Source organism: Pseudomonas sp. DWP2-2 (assembly GCF_049897065.1).
Taxonomy (GTDB): domain Bacteria; phylum Pseudomonadota; class Gammaproteobacteria; order Pseudomonadales; family Pseudomonadaceae; genus Aquipseudomonas; species Aquipseudomonas paracarnis.
Genome location: NZ_JAFCVN010000003.1, coordinates 504812 through 528708 on the forward strand (window position 1 = coordinate 504812; position 23897 = coordinate 528708).

The window sequence follows — 23897 nt, forward strand, 5'->3', positions numbered from 1 at the left end:
GGCTACATTCCCACGCAGAGCGTGGGAACGAGCGGTGGTGAATTCATCCCGGAGTCTGGCAATGGCACTGCGCGAAACATGTTTATGGGAACACCTCACTCCAGGCCGCCCCGACCGAGCCGCGCTCAAGGGCGCGGTCAAGGTGGATGTGTGCGTGATCGGCGCTGGCATCACCGGTTTGTCGGCGGCCATTCATTTGCTGGAACAGGGTAAAAGCGTCGCCGTACTCGAGGCCCATCGCACCGGCCACGGTGGTTCGGGGCGCAACGTCGGGCTGGTTAACGCCGGCCTGTGGATTCCACCGGACGAGATCGAGGCCGGTTTCGGCACGGCGGTGGGCAGCCAGCTCAACCGCATGTTGGGTGCGGCGCCGTCCCTGGTGTTCAGCCTGATCGACAAGTACAACATCGACTGCCAATTGCGCCGTGAAGGCACCTTGCACATGGCGCACAACGCCCGTGGCGAGGCGGATTTGCGCAGCCGTGAGCAGCAGTGGAAACGCCGTGGCGCACCGGTTGAGTTACTCACCGGCCAGGCTTGCGAGCAAGCCACCGGTACTCGGAAAATCGCCGCCGCATTGCTGGATCGGCGCGCAGGCACCTTGAACCCCATGGCCTACACCACTGGGTTGGCGAATGCCGCCGCAGCGTTGGGCGGGCAGTTGTTCGATCATTCCCCGGTCACCCAGCTTGAACGCCAAGGCGCCGATTGGTCGGTGCAGACCGCCGAGGGCGCGGTGCAGGCCGCGCAGGTGGTGATCGCCTCCAACGCCTACACCGAAGGCGAATGGACCGAACTGCGGCGTAACTTCTTCCCCGGCTATTACTATCAGGTGGCCTCGGCGCCGCTGACCGATGACGCGGCCAAGCAGATCCTCCCCGGCGGCCAGGGTTCGTGGGACACTCGCCAGGTCCTGAGCAGTATTCGCCGCGATGCCGACGGGCGCCTGTTGCTGGGCAGCCTGGGTAACGGCAGCCAGAAACCGGCATGGTTTCTCAAAGCGTGGGCCGATCGGGTGCAGCAACACTACTTCCCGTACCTCAAACCGGTGCAATGGGAATTCACCTGGACCGGCTGCATCGCATTCACTCCCGACCACTTGATGCGCCTGTTCGAACCGGCCCCCGGCCTGGTGGCGGTTACCGGTTATAACGGACGCGGGGTGACCACCGGCAGCGTGGTGGGCAAGGCGTTTGCCGACTACCTGTGTCACCAGGACACCCAAGCCTTGCCGATCCCTTTTACGCCCATGCAACCCTTGGCCGCGGTGGGCTTGCGCAGCTGCCTGTATGAAGCCGGCTTCTCGCTCTATCACGCCGGGCAATGCCTGAGGATCGTGATCTGATCAGCGAAATACCCCTCAAAAGCCTGCGTTTTCTTAGCAGGCTACCCATCTGTATTGGTGCAAGTCGTAGCAATCACGCACTGTAAATGTGCAGTTCCGTTACGCACATTGTTACAGCTGCAGGAACTGTCGTTTATGCCTGGGGTTGCAGGTGCGACCTGCCAGGGTTGTACTTTTTTGAAGTGTTGGTTGCACCTATAGACGCTAGACGGTTGCACGTCCTGGCAAAAGGCGTCGAAACGCCTGTAATAACAATGACACCGTGTCTTTTTGAAGAATAAAAAAGTAATGGCACGCGGCTTGCTCTGAGCTTTCGGTGAAAGGTTTGAATGCAAGTTGTCGTGCCAAAAATCAAAAATATCGGAGCACCACTCATGTCCCAGACGTTTTACAAGAAAGGTTTTCTGGCCCTCGCCGTTGCTGCGGCGCTGGGTGTTTCTACGTTTGTTCAAGCTGATGTGAAAATTGGTGTGGCGGGCCCGATGACGGGTGCCAACGCCGCTTTCGGTGAGCAGTACATGAAGGGTGCCCAGGCGGCAGCCGACGTTATCAACAAGGCCGGCGGCATCAACGGTGAGCAGATCAAGCTGGTGGCGGGCGATGACGCCTGCGAGCCCAAGCAGGCCGTGGCCGTGGCCAACCGCCTGGCCGACCAGGACAAAGTGATCGGTGTGGTCGGGCACTTCTGCTCATCCAATACCATCCCGGCGTCTGAGGTTTACGACGAAGCAGGCATCATCGCCATCACCCCAGGCTCCACCAACCCACAAGTGACCGAACGCGGCCTGGGCGCCATGTTCCGCATGTGCGGGCGTGACGACCAGCAAGGCATCGTCGCCGGCGACTACATCGTCGACGTGCTCAAGGGCAAGAAAGTCGCGGTGATCAACGACAAGGACACCTACGGCAAAGGCCTGGCCGACGCCACCGCCGCCCAGTTGACCAAGCGCGGCGTCAAGCCGGTGCTGGAAGAGGGCCTGACCCGTGGCGAGAAAGACTTCAGCGCCCTGGTCACCAAGATCCGCTCCCTGGGCGCCGACGTCGTGTACTTCGGCGGCCTGCATCCGGAAGCCGGCCCACTGGTGCGCCAGATCCGTGAAGCGGGCTTGAAAGACGTCAAGTTCATGTCCGATGACGGCGTGGTCACCGACGAGTTGGTGTCCACCGCAGGTGGTGCGCAGTACGTCGATGGCGTGTACATGACCTTCGGCGCCGACCCGCGCCTGCTGCCGGACAGCAAGACGGTCGTGGAAGAGTTCCGCAAGAACGGCACCGAGCCTGAAGGCTACACCCTGTACGCCTACGCTTCGATCCAGGCCTTGGCCGCCGGCTTCAACGGTGCCAAGTCCAACAAGGGCGAAGACGCTGCCAAGTGGCTCAAGGCCAACCCGGTTAAAACCGTCATGGGCGAAAAAGCCTGGGATACCAAGGGCGACCTGAAAGTCTCTGACTACGTGGTTTACCAGTGGGACAAAGACGGCAAATACCATCAGCTGGAAAAGCAGAAGTAAGTACAAGCACCACGGGCCTAAGGTTAGGGGGGCTTGCTGTGGCGAGGGAGCTTGCTCCCGCTGGAGTGCGTAGCACTCCCAACCGCTTACCGAAATACATCTGATGTATCTCGATTGCCCAGTTTGGGGCTGCTTCGCAGCCCAGCGGGAGCAAGCTCCCTCGCCACATAAGCCAGCTCCCACAGAGGGCGTGGTTGCCTGCTCCATTGCAACAAACCTGTCTTTTCCTCCAGAAGCGCCGCACACCCACCGGTGTGCAGGTGCTCACCGCGTGAGATTGCGTTATGGATGGTATTTTCCTGCAGCAACTGGTCAACGGCCTGACCCTCGGGTCGGTCTATGGCCTGATCGCCATCGGCTACACAATGGTCTATGGCATCATTGGCATGATCAACTTCGCCCACGGCGAGGTTTATATGATTTCCGCTTACCTCGCGGCGATCAGTCTGGCACTGCTGGCTTACTTCGGCATCGAATCCTTCCCGCTGCTCATTCTCGGTACCTTGATCTTCACCGTGGTCGTCACCGGCGTGTACGGTTGGGTGATTGAGCGTGTCGCCTACAAACCCCTGCGTAACTCCACCCGCCTGGCACCGCTGATCAGCGCCATCGGTATCTCCCTGATCCTGCAGAACTACGCGCAGATCGCCCAGGGCGCCAAGCAACAAGGCATTCCCACCCTGCTGGCCGGCGCCTGGCGCGTCGATATCGGCACCGGGTTCGTGCAACTGACCTACACCAAAGTGTTCATCCTGGTCGCCGCTTTTGCCGGCATGGCCTTGCTCACCTACATCATCAAATACACCAAGCTCGGCCGCATGTGCCGCGCTACCCAGCAAGACCGCAAGATGGCCTCGATCCTGGGCATCAACACCGACCGCGTGATCTCCTACGTGTTTGTCATCGGTGCCGCCATGGCCGCCCTGGCCGGCGTGCTCATCACCCTCAATTACGGCACCTTCGACTTCTATGCCGGCTTCATCATCGGCATCAAGGCGTTTACCGCGGCGGTACTCGGCGGCATCGGCTCCCTGCCTGGGGCGATGCTGGGCGGGATCATCCTCGGTATCTCCGAGTCGCTGTTCTCGGGGTTGATCAACTCTGACTACAAAGACGTGTTCAGTTTCTCCCTGCTGGTGGTGATTCTGATTTTCCGTCCCCAGGGCCTGCTTGGTCGCCCACTCGTGGCGAAGGTGTAAACATGTCTGCTGCCAAATCCATTGATATCAAGAAAAGTGTGGTCGATACGGTACTCGCGGGGCTGATTTCGCTGATCGTGTTCGGCCCGATTGTCGGCGTGGTGCTCGACGGCTACAGCTTCAACCTGGAACCTGCGCGGGTTGCCGTGCTGGTCGCCATCGTGATGGCCGGGCGCTTTGCCCTCAGCCTGTTCCTGCAAACCCCCAAGGGCGTGAAGATCCTGCAGGGGTTCGAGAGCAGCGGCTCCGGCGTGCACGTGCTGCCACCGGATTACAAGTCGCGGCTGCGCTGGATCATCCCGGCGCTGATCGTGATCGCCATCGTGTTTCCGATCTTCGCCAACAAATACCTGCTCACCGTGGTGATCCTCGGGCTGATCTACGTGTTGCTCGGCCTGGGCCTGAACATCGTGGTGGGCCTGGCGGGCCTGCTCGACCTGGGTTACGTGGCCTTCTACGCCATCGGTGCCTACGGCCTGGCGCTGGGTTATCAATACCTGGGCCTGGGCTTCTGGACGGTCCTGCCACTGGCGGCCATCGCGGCGGCGTTGGCGGGGTGCATACTCGGCTTCCCGGTGCTGCGAATGCACGGGGACTACCTGGCCATCGTGACCCTGGGTTTTGGTGAAATCATTCGCCTGGTGCTCAACAACTGGCTGTCGTTCACCGGTGGCCCCAACGGTATGCCCGTGCCGTCACCGACCTTCCTGGGCCTGGAGTTCGGCAAGCGTGCGAAGGATGGCGGCATTCCGTTTCACGAGTTTTTCGGCATCGATTACAACCCCAACATCAAGTTCATGTTCATCTACATCGTGCTGTTTTTGGTGGTGCTGGCCGTGCTGTACATCAAGCATCGCCTGACGCGCATGCCGGTCGGCCGCGCCTGGGAAGCCCTGCGCGAAGATGAAATCGCCTGCCGTTCCATGGGCCTGAACCATGTGCTGGTCAAACTCTCAGCCTTCACCATCGGCGCGTCCACCGCCGGTTTGGCCGGGGTGTTCTTTGCCAGCTACCAGGGCTTCGTCAACCCGTCGTCGTTTACCTTCTTCGAGTCGGCGTTGATCCTCGCCATTGTGGTGTTGGGCGGCATGGGCTCGACGGTTGGCGTGGTGATCGCAGCGTTCGTGTTGACCGTGGCGCCGGAACTGCTGCGTAGTTTTTCCGAGTACCGCGTGCTGCTGTTTGGGGTGTTGATGGTGGTGATGATGATCTGGCGACCGCGTGGCTTGATTCGGATTAGCCGTACCGGTGTGACGCCACGCAAAGGGGTAGCGCCATGAGCAAGGAAGTCGTGCTGTCCGTCGAACACCTGATGATGCACTTCGGTGGTATCAAAGCCTTGAGCGATGTAAGCCTCAAGGTTGAACGCAACTCGATCTTCGCCCTGATCGGCCCCAACGGCGCCGGCAAGACCACGGTGTTCAACTGCCTCACCGGCTTCTACAAAGCCAGTGGCGGCAAGATCGAGCTCAACGTGCGCGGCAAGCAAACCAACGTGATCCAACTGCTCGGCGAGCGCTTTGAGGCCACCGACTTCGTGTCGCCCAAAAGCTTCCTCAGCCGCGTTTACTACAAGATGTTCGGCGGCACCCACCTGGTGAACCGTGCCGGCCTGGCGCGCACCTTCCAGAACATTCGCCTATTCAAGGAAATGTCGGTGCTGGAAAACCTGCTGGTGGCCCAGCACATGTGGGTCAACCGCAACATGCTTGCCGGCATCCTCAACACCAAGGGCTACCGCAAGGCCGAAAGCGATGCGCTGGACTGCGCGTTCTACTGGCTGGAAGTGGTCGACCTGGTGGACTGCGCCAACCGTCTGGCCGGCGAGCTCTCCTACGGCCAGCAGCGCCGCCTGGAGATCGCCCGCGCCATGTGCACGCGGCCGCAGATCATCTGCCTGGACGAACCGGCAGCGGGCCTCAACCCGCAGGAAACCGAAGCCCTCAGCGCGATGATTCGCCTGCTGCGCGACGAACACGACCTTACGGTGGTGCTGATCGAACACGACATGGGCATGGTGATGAGTATTTCCGACCACATTGTGGTGCTGGACCACGGCAACGTGATCGCCGAAGGCGGCCCGGATGCGATCCGCAACGACCCGAAAGTGATCGCCGCCTACCTGGGCGCGGACGAAGAGGAGCTGGTATGAGCGCACCTATCCTCGAAATGAAGGACCTGGACGTGTTCTACGGCCCGATCCAGGCCCTGAAAAAAGTCTCGCTGCACATCAACGAAGGCGAAACCGTCAGTCTGATCGGCTCCAATGGCGCGGGTAAGTCCACGTTGCTGATGTCGATCTTCGGTCAGCCTCGGGCCGAGTCGGGGCAGATCCTCTACAACGGCGTCGACATTACTCACAAGTCGTCCCACTACATCGCTTCCAACGGCATTGCGCAGTCGCCGGAAGGGCGGCGGGTGTTCCCCGACATGACCGTCGAGGAAAACCTGCTGATGGGCACCATCCCCATTGGCGACAAGTTCGCCAGCGAGGACATGCAACGCATGTTCGAGCTGTTCCCCAGGCTCAAGGAGCGACGCAACCAGCGGGCGATGACCATGTCCGGTGGTGAGCAACAAATGCTCGCCATCGCCCGTGCGCTGATGAGCCGGCCCAAGCTGTTGTTGCTCGATGAGCCAAGCCTGGGGTTGGCTCCGATTGTGGTGAAGCAGATCTTTTCCACCCTGCGCGAGCTGGCGTCCACCGGGATGACCATTTTCCTGGTGGAACAGAACGCCAACCATGCGTTGCGCCTGTCGGACCGGGCGTATGTGATGGTCAATGGTGAGATTCGCCTGACAGGCACCGGCAAGGAGTTGCTGGTGAACGAGGAAGTGCGCAACGCCTACCTGGGCGGTCACTGACCTAAGATCCAGGCGCATCAACCCTGTGGGAACCGGGCCTTATGTGGGAGCCGGGTTTGCCCGCGATAGCATCACCTCGGTTTAGCTGGCATACCGAGGTGGCCGCATCGCAGGCAAGCCAGCTCCCACCCAAAGCCGGTTCCCACATTTGTTTTTGCGGTGTCAACAAGCCCTCCACCAAATTGTGGAAAACAAATCCAGCCCACCTCAAAAGCGCGACATATAGCCGCCGCAAATCCCTGTTTTGTCACAGTTTTGACTTGTCCCCATCCACTGTGGAACCGGCTGTGGGTAACGTGGGAGTAGCTGGCTGAAAGCCTTTAACCACGTGGCTTGTAGCGTATTGGTTGTTTTTCGATCAGGGTGTTTTTCACGACCGTCTCAAGGGTTTGTCAACCTGTTTAAAGACACAGGTATATGAACGAAATAAGTTCTTTCAGCCTGTGGATAAGTCTGTGACTAAACTCTGGAAAGACTTGCGCAGGGGCCGGAATGACTGGCCTGGAGCCATCGTTGTGTTTTTCTGCATTTGTCAGCGGCTACATAGGCGCTCGCCCAGGTCAAGCAAAAAACTTTATAAAACCGCCTGAAACCCTTGTACACAGCGGCTTTGAGCCGTTTGCACTTGCCCCCAAAGACTGTGGGCGCAGTTGTGGATAACCTGCGCGCATATGGCTGCAAGCTACGGTTTATAAGGCTTTGCTTCGATTGATTAAAAAATGATCAGCCAAGCATGCGTGTGTGTGCACAGCGGTTGCCGCAAACGCGGCGTAAAGGCATTCTGCTGGCTGTTTTTTTCCCGATGCCCGCAAGGAGAACACCATGTCCGACACGCTGTTTATCACTGGCGCTACTTCAGGTTTCGGCGAAGCCTGTGCCCGTCGCTTTGCCGAGGCCGGTTGGAAACTGGTGCTCACTGGTCGTCGTGCCGAGCGCTTGAACGCCTTGGTCGAAGAGCTTTCCAAGCAGACCGAAGTGCATGGCCTGGTGGTGGATGTACGCGACCGCAAAGGCATGGAGGAGGCCATCGCCAACCTGCCGGCGTCGTTCGCCACGCTGCGCGGCCTGATCAACAACGCCGGCCTGGCCGTGGGCACCGACCCTGCGCCCAAGTGCGACCTCGACGATTGGGAAACCATGGTCGATACCAACATCAAGGGCCTGCTGACCACCACTAACCTGCTGTTGCCGCGCCTGATTGCCCATGGCCGCGGTGCCGGGATCATCAACCTGGGTTCCATCGCCGGTAACTACCCGTACCCGGGCAGCCATGTGTATGGCGGTTCCAAGGCGTTCGTGAAGCAGTTCTCGTTGAACCTGCGCTGCGACTTGCAAGGCACCGGCGTGCGCGTGACCAATATCGAGCCGGGCCTGTGTGAGAGCGAGTTCTCCCTGGTGCGCTTCGGCGGTGACCAGGCGCGTTATGACGCCACCTACGCAGGTGCGGAGCCGATCCAGCCGCAGGACATTGCCGATACGATTTTCTGGGTGATGAACACTCCGGCGCACGTGAACATCAACCGCCTGGAGTTGATGCCGGTGAGCCAGACTTGGGCGGGGTTTGCTATTGAGCGTGGGGCCAAGGGCTAAGCGCCTGCGCGACACACGCTGATCGTTCCCACGCTCCGCGTGGTAATGCCGCCGGGGGCGCTCTGCGCCCCGCTTTCTGCTGGTGACGCAGAGCGTCACGCGATGCATTCCCACGCGGAGCGTGGGAACGATCAGTGGTGGCAAATCGGTCAAAATGCGGCATAAGGTACACTGCCCGCCTGAAAACCCCACCGCACCCAGCGGTTTAAAGGTTTTGACAGGAGGCAATGTGAGTAACCGAGGTGAGCAGGCACTGCTCAAACAATCGACTATCCTGATGTTCGCAGTCGCGATCGCAGGGATTGTCACGGGTGTGATATCCGGCGCCCAATCCATTCTGTTCGACGGCTTTTTCTCGCTGATCGCCACCGCCATCAAGGTGCTGATGCTGATCACGGCCAAGCTGATCGCCAAGAAAAGCAACGAGCGTTTCCAATTCGGCTATTGGCACCTGGAGCCGATGGTGCTGTTGATCGAAGGCAGTTTCCTGCTGCTGATCGCCATCTACGCGTTCCTCAATGGCGTGTTCGGCATTATCAATGGCGGGCGCGAAATCGAGCTGGGGCTGGTGATCATTTATGCGGCGGTGTTTACCGTCGTGGAGTTCGCCTACTTCTTCTATGTGCGCTACCGCAATCGCACACTCAAATCGTCATTGATCCAGTTCGACAACATCAGCTGGCTGGTGGACGCGATGCTGTCGGTGGGCTTGCTGATCAGCTTCCTGGCGGCGCTGTTGCTCAAGTCCCAGGGCTATGGCGAGTGGGCGGTCTACGTGGACCCGTTGATCCTGATCCTGCTGGCCCTGAGCATGCTGGCGCCGGCGTTCAAGATCCTGCGCCCGGCGCTGCGCGAAGTGTTGGGGATCGCGCCGGATCACTTGGACGACAAGGTCCGCGAGGTGATGGACGCGGCGCAGGCCAAGCATGGTTTCGACGACTACGTGTCCTATGTGCAGAAGCACGGGCGGGCGCGGTTTATCGAGATTCATGTGGTGCTGCCAGCGGATTACCCGGTGGATAACGTCGCCACCCTCGATGGGCTGCGTGAAGAGATATCCACAGGGCTGGGGGCGGCGGATGCGGCGCGGTGGTTGACGATCAGTTTTACGGGCGACCGCAAGTGGATTGCCTAAAGTCTGTTAGAGCGAGGTGAGGCTATCGCAGGCAAGCCAGCTCCCACATTTAAATGTGCGAACACAATCAACTGTGGGAGCTGGCTTGCCTGCGATGGAGCCCTGCAGGTCAGCCCAGATGCTGGACCAAACCCTGATAGCAAGTCGCCAAATGATAGGGCGTAGTCGAAGGCATATCCCGCCGGCTCACCTTACCCTCGGCATCCAGGCATTCATGCCAACCCTTGGCATGCAAAAAGCGCTGTTGCAGCGCCTGCAACTGACGCTGCAGCATCGCTTCGCTGCCTGGCCGCAAGGTCAGTGCCCGCAGGTACTCCGCCTGAGCCCAGATCCGTTGGGTACCGTCGCGCACCGTGCCATCCAGCGCCAGCATGCCGCTGACCGCACCGCTTAACTTATCCACACCCTTTTGCTCGGCATAGGCAAATGCCCGTGTCAGCGACTCATGCAGTGCAGTGCCGCGCAGCACAGCTGAAGATTCCAGCAAAAAGAACCATTCGAACTGGTGCCCCGGCTCAAACCAGTTATCCACAGCGCCCAAAGGTTTCTCCATCATCACGCCGTGCTCGCGGTCGATGAAGCGTTGCTGCATGGCCGTCGCCAGTGCCAGCAGGGCCGCTTGTACCTGGGCGTCCTCACGCACCGCGAGGGTAGCCAGGAAACCTTCGGCCAGGTGCATCAACGGGTTTTGCAACGGGCCGGAGTCGAGCGAGGCCCAGTTGCGCTCCAGTACGGCCTCGTACAAGCCGTCACCGGTGGCAAAGCGTTGGGCGACGACTTCCAGGGCAGCGTTGAGCACTGACTCTACCAACGGCTCACGCACCTTGGCCCAGTAATGGGCGCAGGCAAAGATAATGAAGGCGTGGGTGTAGAGGTCTTTGCGCTCGTCCAGCGGCTGGCCGGCGGGGTCGATGCTGTAGAACCAGCCACCGTGTTCGGCATCATGAAAGTGCCGTTGCAGGGAGCGAAACAGCGCCGCCGCACGTTCTTCGGCGAAAGCCGCGCCGGGTTCGCCGATCAGGCTGGCGAACAGGTACAACTGCCGGGCGCAGGCCATGGCGCGATAGCGCTGGGGGGGCAGTGGCTGGTGATCGGCATCCAGTGCCTCAAAGGGCAGTGCCAGGTCGGCATTCCAGCCCGGGCCTTGCCAGAGAGGCACGATCAGGTCATGGAAGTGCGTGAGCACAGGCGTCAGGGAAGAGGGGGAAGCGATGGGCATTGGCTGGCGTCGTCACGGCAGGGGTGTAGGCGCGCATGGTAGCAGGCTGATCGTTCCCACGCTCTGCGTGGGAATGCATTTTATGACGCTCTGCGTCATGCTTTGGGACGCAGAGCGTCCTAGGCTGCATTCCCACGCGGAGCGTGGGAACGATCTTTTCCTCAGCCTGCCAGCAACCACACCCCAGTCGCCGCCGAAGCCGCCCCGGCCACGCGCACCAAGGGTGCCGCAGATGCCGGCAAAAAGCGCACCACTGCATAACCCGCAGCGTGCAACACGGCTGTTGCCCCCACGAACCCAGCCGCATACGCCCAAGGGCTGGTCATATCCGGCAGTTCCAGGCCATGGGCCACGCCGTGAAACAGCGCAAACAACGCCGTGGCGCCCACGGCCACGAACAGTGGCGGCCGCACCGCCAACGCTACCGCCAGGCCCAAGGCCAGCACCGATGCAGCAATCCCGCCTTCCAGCGCCGGCAATTGCAGCCCTTCGAAACCCAATACCCCGCCGATCAGCATGGTGCCGACAAAGGTGCACGGCAGCGCCCAGCGCGCGGCGCCTTTTTGCTGGGCCGCCCAGAGGCCCACCGCAAGCATGGCCAGCAAGTGATCGAGGCCGCCCAGGGGGTGGCTGATACCGGCCACCAGGCCATTGTCGCCATGGCCCGGATGGGCGAAGGCCAAGGCAGGGGCGAGCAGCAGCGCGGCGGCGGCGAAAAGTCTGTTGAGTCTCATGGACAGGTTCCTTATGGGTTGATCAGGCGGCGGTCAGCAGGCCCTGGCGTTCGATGAAGGCGACGATGTCGTCCAGGCCGACCCCGGTCTTCTGGTTGCTGAACACAAAGGGTTTGCCGTTGCGCATGCGCTGGGTGTCGCTGTTCATCAGTTCCAGCGAGGCACCCACCAGCGGGGCCAGGTCAATCTTGTTGATCACCAGCAGGTCGGATTTGCAAATACCGGGACCGCCCTTGCGCGGCAGTTTGTCGCCCGCAGAGACATCAATCACATAGATGGTCAGGTCCGACAGTTCCGGGCTGAAGGTGGCCGACAGGTTGTCGCCGCCGGACTCCACCAGAATCAGGTCCAGGCCGGGAAAACGGCGGTTGAGTTGGTCTACGGCCTCCAGGTTGATCGAGGCATCTTCGCGAATCGCCGTGTGTGGGCAGCCACCGGTTTCCACGCCGATGATGCGCTCCGGCGCCAGGGCCTGGTTACGCACCAGGAAGTCGGCGTCTTCACGGGTGTAGATGTCGTTGGTGACCACCGCCAGGTTGTAGCGATCGCGCAGCGCCAGGCACAGGGCCAGGGTCAGGGCGGTCTTGCCCGAGCCTACCGGGCCGCCGATACCGACGCGCAGGGGTTGTGTGTTCATGTGCTTCTCCAGAATCAGGAACGGAACAGGCGGCTGTACTGGCGCTCGTGGGCCATGCACGCCAGGGACAGGCCAAAAGCGGCGCTGCCCAAATGGTTAGGGTTAATGCGTTCGGCATCCTGCTGTGCTTGTTGCAGCAGCGGCAGCAGTTCGCTGGTCAACCGCTGGGCCGCTTGCTGGCCCAATGGCAGGGTTTTCATCAGTACCGCCAGTTGGTTTTCCAGCCAGCTCCATAGCCAGGCGGCAAGAGCATCGCCGGGGTTGATGTGCCAGGCGCGTGCGGCCAAGGCCCAGCCCAGGGCCAGATGCGGTTCGTCGCGTTGTGCAAGAAAATCACGGGCGCTGTCGTCCAGTTCCGGCAAGCCGTTGAGCAGTTGTTGCAGGGAATAGCCCATCTGACGACTCTCCTGATACAGCTCCCGGGTCTCACGGCTGGCGCGATGCTCGTCGCACCACTGCGCCAATTGGGCCCAGTCCTGTTCGACGGCTGCGCGGCAGTGGGCGAGCAGCAGCGGGGCTTCGAAACGCGCCAGGTTGAGCAGCAACTGGTCACTGATCCAGCGCCGGGCGCTCGCGGCATCCTGCACGCGGCCGTTGTCCACCGCCATTTCCAGGCCTTGGGAATAGCTGTAGCCGCCAATCGGCAGTTGCGGACTGGCCAGGCGCAGCAGCGCCCAGGCTGGGTTCATAGACGCACGCCGAACTGATGCAGCTTGGGCGCGTAGTTGAAGTCTTCATCACCATGCCGTGAATGATGATGGCCGCCGCCATAGGCGCCGTGCTCGGGTTGAAACGGCGCCTCGAGGGTCTGCGCATCGGCACCCAGTTGTTCGAGCATGGCCTTGAGCACGTAGTCATCGAGCAGGCGCAGCCAGCCGTCACCGACTTGCAGGGCCACGTGGCGGTTGCCCAGGTGATAGGCGGCACGGGTGAGCTCGAAGGCGTTGCGGCAGGTGACGTGCAGCAGTTGTTCAGGGCGGGCGCATACCCGTACGACGCGTCCGTCTTCTGCCTGCAGGAATTCACCATCGTGCAAGGGCGGCTGGCCCCGCTCCAAAAACAGGCCGACGTCTTCACCGTCGGCACTGAAACAGCGCAGGCGGCTTTTGCTGCGGGCTTCGAAGTTGAGCAGCAACTCGGCGGCCCAGAGGGCTTGGGGGGCGATTCGGCGGTGTATCACCAGCATCAGAGAGCTTCCAACTGTGAGCGATGAAAGACCTAGAGCAAGGGGCTTGCCAATCAGGGAATCGAGTAGGAATTCCCTGTAGTCAGGCAGGCATGCTGCTCAATAGGGCGTCGGATGATTTCCGCGCGTGTATCAATTTGGTGCGTGCCGAGGTTTATAGCACCGGGGAAGGGCATTCTGCGTTGATGGCGCCGCTCAGTTTGATGAAGTTTCTTTCATCTTTTTCTTTGTTGGTGTTTTTTAGGATTTTTCCTACGAGTCATCAGGATTTGGAGCTCATGAGATTACCTGCGGGTTCTTTAGGCTATGCGGCCTGTTTAATTCCACCGCGACGTTCATCATGCTTCGATCAATTTTTTGTGTATGCCTTGTCAGCCTGACCTGCTTTATTTCATCGGCAAAGGCCAATTTCCAACCCCGCGCCACCTTCAGCTCTTCGCTGCAAAGCATCAAGCCGGCCTCTATCGACGATGTCATTGATCGCGCCCATGAGTTGCTGGGTACGCCCTATAAGTGGGGCGGCACATCGGCAGAGCAGGGCTTCGATTGCAGTAGCTTCCTGGTGTACTTGTTCAAGACCCAAGCCAATATCCAGCTACCCCGCACCACTGCCGCCATGCACCGTTCATCGGCGACAACCATCAAACGCAGTGCTTTAAAGCCAGGGGATGCAGTGTTTTTCAAAGGCAACGGGCGGGGCCAGGTCAGCCATGTCGGCCTTTATATCGGCCAGGGCAAATTCATCCATTCGCCGCGTACCGGCAAAACCATCCGTATCGATTCATTGAGCAATAGCTACTGGAACAAGCACTACACCACCGCCAAACGGTTCCACACGGCGGGTTGATTGACTTACTCGGTACTGCCCAGCCCTTGCCAATGTTTAAGGCCGATAAAGATAAAGCGCAGCTGCTGGGTGATTTTCGCCTGGGGCGTAAGGTGGGCCGGCAAGGCGTGGGCCGGTGGGTCGATGATATCGGGCAGGGTGGCGAACACACTCTTGACGATCAGGTCGGCCATCACGTGCAAACCTTCGGCATCCAAGTGCTGAAGTTTGGGCATCAGTGTCAGGTCGGCGGCCAGGTCGCGAGTGATGTCTTCGCGCAGGGCGGCGATGGCTTGGCGCACGGCCAGGCAGCCGCCGTACTGTTCGCGAGCCAGGAACAGGAACTGAGAGCGGTTGGCCGAAACCACATCGAGAAAGATGCGCACCGAGGCATCAATGATGCCGCCCATCACGAATTCGTTGTGGCGCACCAGGCGGATCGTGGCGCGAAAGGTCTGGCCGACCTCGCTTACCAGTACCAGCCCAAGTTGGTCCATGTCGGCGAAATGGCGATAGAAACCGGTGGGCACGATACCCGCGGTCTTGGCCACTTCGCGCAAACTCAGGCTGCCAAACCCACGGCCACACTCCATCAGATGGCGGGCTGCGTCCATCAGGGCGAGGCGGGTCTGTTGCTTCTGTTCGGCGCGGGGCAGCATGAGCGGATGAGCTTTGTCGGCAAGTACAGCGACGCACTCTAGCAAAAGCGCTTTGCCGGCGTCGAACTTGGCAGGGGCGGGGCGTGACGCGTTCTATATAAAAGCAAAAGCCCGATCGGCAGATCGGGCTTTTTTCTGGGCCACCACAGGCTTAGCTCTGTGCTTGATGCAGTTCTTGCAGACGGTCGGCACCGCCTTCAGCAACGCCTTCGGTGTAGGCGCGTTTGTTGGCTTGTTCAGCACCGCCTTCGACCAGACCTTTCTCTTGCAAGCGGTTGTAGCCATTTTCAGCTACGGCGCCTTTGGCGTAATCACGGTTTTCGTCTTCTTGCGAACCGCTGCGAGCCACGGTTTGGCTGGTTTGCACGGCTTGAGCTTTGTTCTGCGGGGTGGCCTGTTCGGCAGCTGGCAGGGCAAAAGCGCTGGAAGCCAGGACAGATAACAGAACGGTAGCGAGTAATTGGCGTTTCATGATGGTTGCTCCTAGGGAGGGCGATAAAGTGGGTACAGGGCTAATGTTACCCTTGATAAGTCGATATAAAAGTTCATAAACACAATGGTAATAATCAACAGAATTGATTGTTCTCGCCGGAGGCTCTAGATCGAGCCTCTCAAGCCCGCGGCTTTGCACCGATGTGGGTATTTTCGACACGAGCCTGGGTAACAATGGTGCGTCGTCGATGGGGAAAATTGTCTGGTTGATCAGGAAAATCGCTTTTTTCGGTTAAATCCGCGGTTGTGTTAAACCCCCAGGCACTTTGCCAGTCGTAGTCCTATAAGCTGTTTAAAAGGCTGTTGCCCAGCCAGTCGTATTCAGGAGTCCTGTGCAATGACGCGCACTCGTAAAATTCTCGCTTGGAGCTGCGCCAGCTTCGTTCTGTTGATTGCCATCGTGGTACTGGTGTTGGTGTTCTTCGACTGGAACCGCATCAAACCGCCCCTCAATGCCAAGGTCTCCGAAGAACTGCATCGTCCGTTCGCCATCAACGGCAACCTCGCCGTGGTGTGGCAGCGTGAGCCCGATGAAGGCGGCTGGCGCGGCTGGGTGCCGTGGCCCCATGTGATTGCCGAAGACCTGACTCTGGGTAACCCCGATTGGTCGAAACAACCGCAGATGGTCACGCTCAAGAAGGTTGAGCTGCGCATTTCGCCCCTGGCCTTGCTGGTGCAGCGTGTGGTGATCCCGCGCATCGACCTCACCGAACCCAGTGCCCAGTTGCAGCGCCTGGCTGATGGCCGCGCCAACTGGACGTTCAAGTTCGACCCCAAGGACCCCAACGCCGAACCGTCCAATTGGGTGGTGGATATTGGCGCCATCGGCTTTGACAAAGGCCATGTGACCCTTGACGATCAAAGCCTCAAGACCCAGTTGGATGTGATCATCGACCCGCTGGGCAAGCCGATTCCCTTCGGTGAAATCGTCGGCGATGCCGATGCCAAAAAAGCCCTGGAAAAAGGCTCGGCGCCCCAGGACTACGCGTTCGGCCTCAAGGTCAAAGGCCAGTACCACGGCCAGAAACTCGCGGGCACTGGCAAGATCGGTGGCTTGCTGGCCTTGCAGGACGCGGCCAAGCCGTTCCCGCTGCAAGCCCAAGTCAAGATCGCGGACACCAGCATCGCCCTGGCCGGCACCCTGACCGACCCGCTGAACCTCGGTGCCCTGGACCTGCGCCTGAAACTGTCGGGCAGCAGCCTGGGCAACCTGTATCCGCTGACCGGCGTGACCCTGCCGGATTCGCCGGCCTATTCCACCGACGGCCACCTGATCGCCAAACTGCATGAGGCCAGCGGCGCCTCCTTTCGCTACGAGAATTTCAACGGCAAGATTGGCAACAGCGACATCCACGGCGACCTGGCCTATGTTGCCAGCCAGCCACGGCCCAAGCTCAGCGGCGCGCTGGTGTCCAACCAACTGCTGATGGATGACCTGGCGCCGCTGATTGGCGCAGATTCCAATGCCGAGCAAAAAGCCCGTGGCGGTGAAAGCAAGCAACCGGCGACCAAAGTGCTGCCGGTTGAAGAGTTCCGCACCGAACGCTGGCGCGAGATGGATGCCGATGTGGAGTTCACCGGCAAGCGTATCGTGCACAGTGCCGACTTGCCCTTTACCGACCTCTACACCCACCTGGTGCTCAACGACGGCCAACTGAGCCTTGAACCCCTGCGCTTTGGCGTGGCCGGTGGGAAGCTTGATGCGCAGATTCGCTTGAACGGCCGCACTACGCCGATGGAGGGCCGCGCCAAGCTGACGGCGCGCAACTTCAAGCTCAAGCAGCTGTTCCCGACTTTCGAACCGATGAAAACCAGCTTCGGTGAACTCAACGGCGATGCCGATATTTCCGGGCGCGGCAACTCGGTGGCGGCACTGTTGGGCACGTCCAACGGTGACCTGAAGATGCTCATCAACGATGGCGCCATCAGCCGAAGCCTGATGGAAATCGCCGGGCTCAACGTGGGCAACTACGTGGTCGGCCGCCTGTTCGGCGACGAGGAAGTGAAGATCAACTGCGCAGCGGCGGACTTCGGCATCAAGACTGGCCTGGCGACCACGCGGCTGTTTGTGTTCGATACCGAGAACGCGATCATCTACATCGACGGCACCGCGAATATGGCCACCGAGCAGTTGGACCTGACCATCACGCCGGAATCCAAGGGCTTTCGCCTGTTCTCCCTGCGTTCACCGCTCTACGTCAATGGACCTTTCATCAAGCCCAATGCTGGCGTGAAAGCCATTCCGTTGGCGCTACGCGGTGCGGGCATGGTCGCCCTCGGCGTGATCGCCGGGCCTGCTGCTGGCTTGCTCGCCTTGGTTGCCCCAAGCGGTGGCGAGCCCAATGAGTGCGCACCGTTGCTGCAACAGATGAAGGAAGGCAAGGCGCCCAAGACCGTGAAGTAACTGTGGGAGCGGGCTTGCTCGCGATAGCGGAGTATCAGTCAATGATTTATCAACTGATCCAACGCTATCGCGAGCAAGCCCGCTCCCACAGGGGGATGTTGCGGTGTTAGTTATTACAGATCCTGCAGAATATCCGCCATATCGTCGGCGTGTTCTTCTTCCTGAGCCAGGATGTCTTCGAAGATGCGACGGGTAGTCGGGTCTTTGTCACCGATGTACTGGATGATCTCGCGGTAGCTGTCTACCGCGATCCGCTCGGCCACCAGGTCTTCGTAGACCATTTCCTTCAAGGTGTTGCCCGCCACGTATTGCGCATGGGAGTTTTTCGACAGCAGGTCGGGGTTGAACTCCGGCTCGCCGCCCAGTTGCACGATACGCTCGGCCAGTTTGTCAGCGTGCTCGGCTTCCTGGGTCGCATGTTCCAGGAACTCATCAGCAGCCACGCTGGCCTTGAGGCCGTTGGCCATGAAGTAGTGACGCTTGTAGCGCAACACGCAGACCAGTTCGGTGGCCAGCGACTCGTTGAGCAGGCGGATGATTTCTTCGCGGTCGGCGTCATAGCCTTCGGTCACGGCGCCGTTTTCGACGTTCTGGCGGGCGCGGCTGCGCAGGGTTGCAACGTCAGTCAATCGTGCTTCAGTCATTTCAATCTCCTGGGGCTAATCCGGTTGTACGCCACGCTCTGCCGGCGTGATCGCTATTGGTTGTGAGTCCCGGGCCAGGCGAAAAGTTTTATCGGATTTAACAGGATGTGTCCTGAGGGCGTCTGACCGGTGTGGTCCAACGCTCTGACAGAATTACTCCACCCAGGGTCAGCAAGCCCCCCACCAGGTGATACAGCGCCAACTCCTCCTTCAGCACCACGGCTGCAATCAGCGCGGTAATCAACGGCAGCAGGTTGAAAAACAGTGTGGTACGGCTTGGCCCCAGGGTCTTGACCGAGTGCATCCACGCCAGCGGTGCCAGCATCGAAGCCAGCAGGCAGGCATATAGCACCAGCGGAATATTCGCCCAGCCCAAACCGGCCTTGGCCGAGAACAGATACAGCGGCAGCAGCACCACCACCGCGACCAGCACCTGCAAATACAGCAGCACCAAGGGCGGCAGGCGCAGTTGCCATTTTTTCAGCAGGGTGCTGTAGACCGCATAAGCCAGGGTCGCCACCAGCATCATGCCGTCGCCCAGGTTGACCCCATGTTGCAGCAAGGCGCCCAGGCTGCCGGCCGACACCACCACTACCACGCCTGCGAACGACAGCACCGCGCCGGTCAGCGCGCCAAAGGTCAGGCGTTGGCCGAGGCTGATAATCGCGGCGGTCAACGCCATCAGTGGCATCAGCGAGAGGATGATGCCCATGTTGGTGGCACTGGTCAGCGTTGCGGCGTAGTAGGCCAGGCTTTGATACACCGCCATGCCGAGTACGCCGAGGATAAAGATCTTGCCCAGGTTGGGGCGGATCTGCGGCCAGTGGGCGATCACCGGCTTGAGCATGAACGGCGTGAACAGCAACGCAGCGAACAGCCAGCGGTAAAAGCCGATTTCAGCCGGGAAGATCGAGCCCACGGCCAATTTGTTGACCACGGTGTTGCCGGCCCAGATAAAGATAGCCAGCAGCGGATACGCGTATTGCATTGAAAAGAAATCCAGTGTGTTGACGAGGCAGGATTATCCTCTGTCTGGATCGAAGCCTATACTGCGATCCAGACAACTAAGCGTTGAATCCAGACAATATGTCCCGACATACCGTGCGCCTGCCCGATTTTGCCCGCCTGCCAAGCCCGGTGTACTTTCGGTATTCCGATTTTGCCCCGGACACCGAATGCACCCCGCACCAGCACACCTGGGGCTCGCTGGATTACTCGGCCAGCGGTGTGATGCGCATGGAAGTGGCGGGCAATCGCTTCATGTCGCCACCGCAATACGCGGTGTGGGTGCCGCCGCATACCGAGCACAGCTCCTACAATGCCGAGGCGATTGTCTACCACTCCGTAGGGCTGGCGCCGCAGCTGTGCGAGCAGTTGCCACAGCAGCCTTGCACGCTGGCGATCAGCGACATTCTCAAGGCGATCCTCAAGGATTTCGCCCTGCGCGATGTCAATGCACCGCGCACCGACGCCGACATCCGCCTGGCCCAGGTGCTGGTGGACCAGCTCAGGGAGGCGCCGGTCCACGACTGCTTCCTGCCCTACGCCCGCCACCCGGGATTGCTTGGGGTCTTGGAGGGCATGCAGGCAGAGCCGGGAGACAACCGGCCACTGGCGCAATGGGCCGAGCAGGTGCATGTGAGCGAGCGCACCCTGGCGCGCCAGTTTGTGCGCGAGCTGGGCATGAGCTTTGGCGAATGGCGCCAGCGCCTGCGCTACCTGGCGGCCATCGAGGCGCTGGACAGCGACCGCAGTGTGCAACACGTGGCGTTTGATCTGGGCTACAGCACCGCCTCGGCGTTTATCGCCATGTTCCAACGTCACGCCGGCTGCACGCCGGAGCAATACCGGCGGGCGAATATTCGTGGCCGGTGAAGTTGTAACAGGTTTTGACTACACTGCGCTGTAGGTCGTGCCCGTCGGCACGGTAACAGGGAGAAAACTCCATGAAGATGCTGCGTATTCCGTTGTTGATGATGGGCCTGCTGATGTGTGCCCAGGGTTTTGCCGCCACTGCCCAGCAGAACAAAATGACCACCTGCAATGCCGAGGCCACCACCAAGACGCTCAAGGGCGATGACCGTAAGGCCTTCATGAAGACCTGCCTGTCGGCACCTGCCGCCAACGACGCCAAGACCCTGACCCCGCAGCAGCAGAAGATGAAAGATTGCAATGCGTCGGCGAAAACCCAAGCCTTGGCCGGTGATGCGCGCAAAACCTTCATGAGCACTTGCCTGAAGAAATAATAGCCCCGGGCCATAGAAGGCTGCGACACTCGCACACAGCCCCTTTGTAGGAGCGAGTAAGTGTGGCGAGGGAGCTTGCTCCCGCTGGAGCGCGAAGCGCTCCCAAACCGAACAGACGAGTATGCCTGGTGCACACCGGCTCAATGGTTTGGGGCTGCTTCGCAGCCCAGCGGGAGCAAGCTCCCTCGCCACAGTAAGCTCGCTCCTACAACATCCTTCAACGCCGTTTGTTTTGAGGCTGTATGCCAACGTTTTCTCAGCGTCATGTGTTGTTGCTGTCCAGCTACATCATCATTTTCGGCGGGTTGCTGCTGGTACTGCCGCTGAAATTGCTGCCCAGCCTGCTGGCCGGCCTGTTGGTCTATGAACTGGTCAACATGCTCACCCCTCAACTGCAACGCCTGATCGAAGGCCGGCGCGCGCGTTGGCTGGCGGTGGCCTTGCTGGGCACCCTGATCGTCAGCGTGTTGGCCTTGATCTTCGCCGGCGCCATCAGCTTCCTGCTCCACGAAGCGGAAAACCCGGGGGCTTCCCTGGACAAATTCATGGGCGTGGTCGACCGCGCGCGCGGTCAATTACCGCCGTCCATCGACGCCTATTTGCCCGCCAGCGCCGCGGAGTTTCGCGTGGCCATTGGCGATTGGCTAAGCAAGCACTTGAGCGAACTGCAACTGGTCGGCAAAGACGCCGCCCACATGTTCGTCACCTTGCTGATCGGCATGGTGCTGGGTGCGATCATCGCCTTGCAGCGCGTGCCCGACCTGACCAAGCGCAAACCCTTGGCCGCCGCGCTGTTCGACCGCCTGCACCTGCTGGTCCAGGCGTTTCGCAATATCGTGTTCGCCCAGATCAAGATCGCCGCGCTCAACACCGCCTTCACCGCGGTGTTCCTGGCAGTGGTGCTGCCGTTATGCGGCATTCACCTGCCGTTGACCAAGACCCTGATCGTGCTGACCTTCCTGCTCGGTCTGCTGCCAGTGATTGGCAACCTGATCTCCAACACCCTGATCACCATCGTGGCGCTGTCGCTGTCGATCTGGGTGGCGGTGGCGGCACTGGGGTATTTGATCGTGATCCACAAGGTCGAGTACTTCCTCAACGCGCGAATCGTCGGCGGGCAGATCAGTGCCAAGTCATGGGAGTTGTTGTTGGCGATGCTGGTGTTTGAGGCAGCGTTCGGCCTGCCGGGGGTGGTGGCGGGGCCGATTTACTATGCCTATCTGAAGAGCGAGCTGAAGCTGGGTGGGATGGTTTAAGCCTTGTGTCGCCTGGGCTGACGCCATCGCGGGCAAGCCCGCTCCCACGTTGAAATGCGATCACCTGGGGGAGCTGGCTTGCCTGCGATGACGGCCTGCAGCCGAAGCCTATCTACCTGACACAACCCGATCAAATTGTGGGAGCTGGCTTGCCTGCGATGACGGCCTCACAGCCGGCCCCTATCTATCTGACGCCCCGCGATCAAACTGTGGGAGCGGGCTTGCTCGCGAAGGCGGCCTGACTGCCGACCGGGATGTTGGATTTGACCGCGTACATATCCGTTATTTAGGTAACGGCCACTTAGGGTTCCGCCCTGACGGCGGCTCACTTTTGAAAAGCGCAAAAGTAAGCAAAACGCTCTTGCCCCACCACTCGGCACCTCGCTTGGGCTCGGTGTGCCCGTAATTCGCCAGTGATTTGGGGGGCCGCCGCCACGCGCCATCCATGGCGCGGGGCGGCTAAACCGGCATCCCTGCCGGTTTACCCCCCAAATCCCTGTCGAATTCCGGCCAGCGTGGTTTAACGGGGCGCCTAAGATCAAAAGCAGATCAAGATCAAAAGCGGCTCGCTTCGCATCGTGGTTACCGTCAAGTGGGCGCGCCACGGTTTCAGCTGAAACTCAGCTGCCGTAGCGCTTGCTCGCCTCAATCGCCAAACCACTGCCAATGCTGCCGAAGATATTGCCTTCCACATGCCGCGCATTCGGCAGCATTGCAGAGATGCTGTGGCGCAGCGCCGGGATGCCGCTGGAGCCGCCGGTAAAGAACACCGTGTCCACCTGCGCCACGCTCACCGAGGCGTCGTTGAGCAACTGCGTGACGCTGCCGCGTACACGTTCCAGCAAGCTGTCGATGGACGACTCGAACAGTGCGCGGCTCAGGTCTACGCTCAGGCCCGCTTCGATGCGGTCCAGCGGCACGTGGCGGCTGTCTTGATGGGTGAGCTGGATCTTGGTTTCTTCCACTTCCATGGCAAGCCAGTGCCCGGCGCGCTGTTCGATCAGTTTGAACAGGCGGTCGATGCCGCCGGTGTCTTCGATGTCGTAGCGCATGCTGCCCAGGGCCAGCTGGGATTTTTGCGAGTACACCGAGTTGATGGTGTGCCAGGTGGCCAGGTTCATGTGGTGGCTGGTGGGCATGTAGGCGCCGCTCTTCATGCGGCTGCCGTAGCCGAACAGCGGCATCATGCCTTGCAGGCTGAGCTGTTTGTCGAAGTCGGTACCGCCGATGTGCACGCCGCCGGTGGCGAGGATGTCGCTCTGGCGATTGTCGTTGTGACGACGATCCGGCGACAGGCGCACCAGGGAGAAGTCGGAGGTACCACCGCCGATATCGACGATCAACACCAGCTCTTCTTTCTCGATGGTCGACTCATAGTCGAACGCCGCTGCAATCGGTTCGTACTGGAACGAGATGTCCTTGAAGCCGATTTTGCGCGCCACATCCACCAGGGTGTTTTCCGCTTCCTGGTCGGCCATCGGGTCGTCATCGACGAAGAATACCGGGCGGCCCAGTACCACTTCTTCGAATTCACGACCGGCGTTGGCTTCGGCGCGGCTCTTGAGTTGGCCGATAAACAGTGCCAGCAGGTCGGTGAAGGGCATGGCAGTGCCGAGCACGCTGGTGTCGTGCTTGATCAGCTTGGAACCCAGCAGGCTCTTGAGCGAGCGCATCAGGCGGCCTTCGTAGTTCTCCAGGTATTCGTGCAGCGCCAGGCGACCATATACCGGCCGGCGCTCCTCGAAGTTGAAGAACACCACTGACGGCAGGGTGATCTTGTCGTCCTCCAGCGCGATCAGCGTCTCCTCGCCGGGGCGGATCCAGCCGACGGTGGAGTTGGACGTGCCGAAGTCGATGCCGCAGGCACGGGCTGGAGATTCGTTTTTCATGTCTTACAGGTTCCGGGCAAAAAACGGCCGCGCAGTGTATGTCACTCGCGAGCGGATGCG

At 60.3% G+C, this 23897-nt stretch carries 23 protein-coding genes; 13 read left to right on the forward strand and 10 right to left on the reverse strand.

Translation table 11 applies throughout. The annotated features are described in order from the left end of the window. Positions 1-61: 61 nt before the first annotated feature. The 8 genes from ACP7CZ_RS09710 (at position 62) to ACP7CZ_RS09745 (ending at position 9645) form a co-directional block, all read left to right on the forward strand. Positions 62-1345: an NAD(P)/FAD-dependent oxidoreductase gene (locus tag ACP7CZ_RS09710; protein ID WP_426174158.1), complete on the forward strand. Its 1284-nt coding sequence runs from the start codon at positions 62-64 to the stop codon at positions 1343-1345. 374 nt (positions 1346-1719) lie between these two features. Then, on the forward strand, positions 1720-2856 hold the full coding sequence (locus tag ACP7CZ_RS09715) for a branched-chain amino acid ABC transporter substrate-binding protein (protein WP_034125665.1): 1137 nt from the start codon (positions 1720-1722) through the stop codon (positions 2854-2856). 284 nt (positions 2857-3140) lie between these two features. Further along, positions 3141-4055: an ABC transporter permease subunit gene (locus ACP7CZ_RS09720; RefSeq protein ID WP_003188099.1), complete on the forward strand. Its 915-nt coding sequence runs from the start codon at positions 3141-3143 to the stop codon at positions 4053-4055. A gap of 2 nt (positions 4056-4057) precedes the next feature. Then, a complete protein-coding gene (gene livM, locus ACP7CZ_RS09725; protein ID WP_003188100.1) occupies positions 4058-5335 on the forward strand; it encodes a high-affinity branched-chain amino acid ABC transporter permease LivM in 1278 nt (425 codons plus the stop codon). Then, on the forward strand, positions 5332-6207 hold the full coding sequence (locus tag ACP7CZ_RS09730) for an ABC transporter ATP-binding protein (RefSeq protein ID WP_005784285.1): 876 nt from the start codon (positions 5332-5334) through the stop codon (positions 6205-6207). Before livM ends, ACP7CZ_RS09730 begins: the two co-directional genes overlap by 4 nt. Continuing rightward, positions 6204-6920, forward strand: coding sequence for an ABC transporter ATP-binding protein (locus tag ACP7CZ_RS09735; protein ID WP_005784287.1), 717 nt, complete (start codon positions 6204-6206; stop codon positions 6918-6920). The genes ACP7CZ_RS09730 and ACP7CZ_RS09735 overlap by 4 nt, the downstream gene beginning before the upstream one ends. Before the next feature lie 822 nt (positions 6921-7742). Further along, the gene (locus ACP7CZ_RS09740) at positions 7743-8510 is read left to right on the forward strand and encodes an SDR family oxidoreductase (protein WP_034125868.1); all 768 of its coding nucleotides are present in this window, start codon (positions 7743-7745) and stop codon (positions 8508-8510) included. A gap of 229 nt (positions 8511-8739) precedes the next feature. Next, positions 8740-9645, forward strand: coding sequence for a cation diffusion facilitator family transporter (locus ACP7CZ_RS09745; protein ID WP_003188105.1), 906 nt, complete (start codon positions 8740-8742; stop codon positions 9643-9645). Between the two features lie 109 nt (positions 9646-9754). Here the strand turns inward: ACP7CZ_RS09745 and ACP7CZ_RS09750 are convergent, their stop codons facing one another. The 5 genes from ACP7CZ_RS09750 to ureE form a co-directional block, all read right to left on the reverse strand. Further along, the gene (locus ACP7CZ_RS09750) at positions 9755-10864 is read right to left on the reverse strand and encodes an AGE family epimerase/isomerase (RefSeq protein ID WP_054918835.1); all 1110 of its coding nucleotides are present in this window, start codon (positions 10862-10864) and stop codon (positions 9755-9757) included. A gap of 161 nt (positions 10865-11025) precedes the next feature. After that, positions 11026-11598 (reverse strand): HupE/UreJ family protein, encoded by a 573-nt coding sequence (locus ACP7CZ_RS09755; protein ID WP_054918833.1) that lies wholly within the window; start codon positions 11596-11598, stop codon positions 11026-11028. 22 nt (positions 11599-11620) lie between these two features. Next, positions 11621-12235, reverse strand: coding sequence for an urease accessory protein UreG (gene ureG, locus ACP7CZ_RS09760; RefSeq protein ID WP_003188109.1), 615 nt, complete (start codon positions 12233-12235; stop codon positions 11621-11623). A 14-nt stretch (positions 12236-12249) separates the two neighbouring features. Next, on the reverse strand, positions 12250-12924 hold the full coding sequence (locus tag ACP7CZ_RS09765) for an urease accessory protein UreF (protein WP_127880448.1): 675 nt from the start codon (positions 12922-12924) through the stop codon (positions 12250-12252). Beyond that, on the reverse strand, positions 12921-13421 hold the full coding sequence (ureE, locus tag ACP7CZ_RS09770; RefSeq protein ID WP_054896372.1) for an urease accessory protein UreE: 501 nt from the start codon (positions 13419-13421) through the stop codon (positions 12921-12923). The genes ACP7CZ_RS09765 and ureE overlap by 4 nt, the downstream gene beginning before the upstream one ends. Positions 13422-13761: 340 nt before the next feature. Here ureE and ACP7CZ_RS09775 point away from each other — a divergent pair, with 340 nt between their 5' ends. Further along, positions 13762-14268 carry a C40 family peptidase gene (locus ACP7CZ_RS09775; protein WP_034125672.1) on the forward strand — a complete coding sequence of 169 codons (507 nt, stop codon included), beginning with the start codon at positions 13762-13764 and terminating at the stop codon, positions 14266-14268. A 5-nt stretch (positions 14269-14273) separates the two neighbouring features. Here the strand turns inward: ACP7CZ_RS09775 and ACP7CZ_RS09780 are convergent, their stop codons facing one another. Beyond that, positions 14274-14906, reverse strand: coding sequence for a TetR family transcriptional regulator (locus tag ACP7CZ_RS09780; RefSeq protein ID WP_003188114.1), 633 nt, complete (start codon positions 14904-14906; stop codon positions 14274-14276). A 151-nt stretch (positions 14907-15057) separates the two neighbouring features. After that, positions 15058-15378, reverse strand: coding sequence for a hypothetical protein (locus ACP7CZ_RS09785; RefSeq protein ID WP_003188116.1), 321 nt, complete (start codon positions 15376-15378; stop codon positions 15058-15060). A 357-nt stretch (positions 15379-15735) separates the two neighbouring features. Between ACP7CZ_RS09785 and ACP7CZ_RS09790 the strand changes: the two genes are divergently transcribed. Then, positions 15736-17802: an AsmA family protein gene (locus ACP7CZ_RS09790; protein ID WP_054896373.1), complete on the forward strand. Its 2067-nt coding sequence runs from the start codon at positions 15736-15738 to the stop codon at positions 17800-17802. A 113-nt stretch (positions 17803-17915) separates the two neighbouring features. Here ACP7CZ_RS09790 and ACP7CZ_RS09795 read toward each other — a convergent pair whose 3' ends face one another. Beyond that, positions 17916-18446, reverse strand: a complete 531-nt coding sequence (locus ACP7CZ_RS09795; RefSeq protein ID WP_034125674.1) for a ferritin-like domain-containing protein — start codon at positions 18444-18446, stop codon at positions 17916-17918. 97 nt (positions 18447-18543) lie between these two features. Then, entirely contained in the window at positions 18544-19434 is an 891-nt protein-coding gene (locus ACP7CZ_RS09800) for a DMT family transporter (RefSeq protein WP_034125675.1), read from the reverse strand. Between the two features lie 98 nt (positions 19435-19532). Between ACP7CZ_RS09800 and ACP7CZ_RS09805 the strand changes: the two genes are divergently transcribed. From ACP7CZ_RS09805 to ACP7CZ_RS09815, 3 genes are all read left to right on the forward strand, one after another. Continuing rightward, a complete protein-coding gene (locus ACP7CZ_RS09805) occupies positions 19533-20321 on the forward strand; it encodes an AraC family transcriptional regulator (RefSeq protein ID WP_181124976.1) in 789 nt (262 codons plus the stop codon). 71 nt (positions 20322-20392) lie between these two features. Beyond that, a complete protein-coding gene (locus ACP7CZ_RS09810) occupies positions 20393-20692 on the forward strand; it encodes a PsiF family protein (protein ID WP_003188123.1) in 300 nt (99 codons plus the stop codon). Positions 20693-20934: 242 nt separating this feature from the next. Beyond that, positions 20935-21948: an AI-2E family transporter gene (locus tag ACP7CZ_RS09815; protein WP_003188124.1), complete on the forward strand. Its 1014-nt coding sequence runs from the start codon at positions 20935-20937 to the stop codon at positions 21946-21948. A 620-nt stretch (positions 21949-22568) separates the two neighbouring features. Here ACP7CZ_RS09815 and ACP7CZ_RS09820 read toward each other — a convergent pair. Beyond that, on the reverse strand, positions 22569-23837 hold the full coding sequence (locus ACP7CZ_RS09820; protein WP_034126391.1) for an Hsp70 family protein: 1269 nt from the start codon (positions 23835-23837) through the stop codon (positions 22569-22571). Between the last annotated feature and the right edge of the window lie 60 nt (positions 23838-23897).

Bases quoted from the DNA above. Each gene is read 5' to 3' on its own strand.
- ACP7CZ_RS09735 (WP_005784287.1), top strand. From the start codon at position 6,204: ATGAGCGCACCTATCCTCGAAATGAAGGACCTGGACGTGTTCTACGGC.
- ACP7CZ_RS09820 (WP_034126391.1), bottom strand. From the start codon at position 23,837: ATGAAAAACGAATCTCCAGCCCGTGCCTGCGGCATCGACTTCGGCACG.
- ACP7CZ_RS09740 (WP_034125868.1), top strand. From the start codon at position 7,743: ATGTCCGACACGCTGTTTATCACTGGCGCTACTTCAGGTTTCGGCGAA.
- ACP7CZ_RS09730 (WP_005784285.1), top strand. From the start codon at position 5,332: ATGAGCAAGGAAGTCGTGCTGTCCGTCGAACACCTGATGATGCACTTC.
- ACP7CZ_RS09800 (WP_034125675.1), bottom strand. From the start codon at position 19,434: ATGCAATACGCGTATCCGCTGCTGGCTATCTTTATCTGGGCCGGCAAC.
- ACP7CZ_RS09775 (WP_034125672.1), top strand. From the start codon at position 13,762: ATGCTTCGATCAATTTTTTGTGTATGCCTTGTCAGCCTGACCTGCTTT.
- ACP7CZ_RS09765 (WP_127880448.1), bottom strand. From the start codon at position 12,924: ATGAACCCAGCCTGGGCGCTGCTGCGCCTGGCCAGTCCGCAACTGCCG.
- ureE (WP_054896372.1), bottom strand. From the start codon at position 13,421: ATGCTGGTGATACACCGCCGAATCGCCCCCCAAGCCCTCTGGGCCGCC.
- ACP7CZ_RS09795 (WP_034125674.1), bottom strand. From the start codon at position 18,446: ATGACTGAAGCACGATTGACTGACGTTGCAACCCTGCGCAGCCGCGCC.
- ACP7CZ_RS09710 (WP_426174158.1), top strand. From the start codon at position 62: ATGGCACTGCGCGAAACATGTTTATGGGAACACCTCACTCCAGGCCGC.
- ACP7CZ_RS09810 (WP_003188123.1), top strand. From the start codon at position 20,393: ATGAAGATGCTGCGTATTCCGTTGTTGATGATGGGCCTGCTGATGTGT.
- ACP7CZ_RS09750 (WP_054918835.1), bottom strand. From the start codon at position 10,864: ATGCCCATCGCTTCCCCCTCTTCCCTGACGCCTGTGCTCACGCACTTC.
- ACP7CZ_RS09785 (WP_003188116.1), bottom strand. From the start codon at position 15,378: ATGAAACGCCAATTACTCGCTACCGTTCTGTTATCTGTCCTGGCTTCC.
- livM (WP_003188100.1), top strand. From the start codon at position 4,058: ATGTCTGCTGCCAAATCCATTGATATCAAGAAAAGTGTGGTCGATACG.
- ACP7CZ_RS09780 (WP_003188114.1), bottom strand. From the start codon at position 14,906: ATGCTGCCCCGCGCCGAACAGAAGCAACAGACCCGCCTCGCCCTGATG.
- ACP7CZ_RS09805 (WP_181124976.1), top strand. From the start codon at position 19,533: ATGTCCCGACATACCGTGCGCCTGCCCGATTTTGCCCGCCTGCCAAGC.
- ACP7CZ_RS09715 (WP_034125665.1), top strand. From the start codon at position 1,720: ATGTCCCAGACGTTTTACAAGAAAGGTTTTCTGGCCCTCGCCGTTGCT.
- ureG (WP_003188109.1), bottom strand. From the start codon at position 12,235: ATGAACACACAACCCCTGCGCGTCGGTATCGGCGGCCCGGTAGGCTCG.
- ACP7CZ_RS09790 (WP_054896373.1), top strand. From the start codon at position 15,736: ATGACGCGCACTCGTAAAATTCTCGCTTGGAGCTGCGCCAGCTTCGTT.
- ACP7CZ_RS09720 (WP_003188099.1), top strand. From the start codon at position 3,141: ATGGATGGTATTTTCCTGCAGCAACTGGTCAACGGCCTGACCCTCGGG.
- ACP7CZ_RS09815 (WP_003188124.1), top strand. From the start codon at position 20,935: ATGCCAACGTTTTCTCAGCGTCATGTGTTGTTGCTGTCCAGCTACATC.
- ACP7CZ_RS09755 (WP_054918833.1), bottom strand. From the start codon at position 11,598: ATGAGACTCAACAGACTTTTCGCCGCCGCCGCGCTGCTGCTCGCCCCT.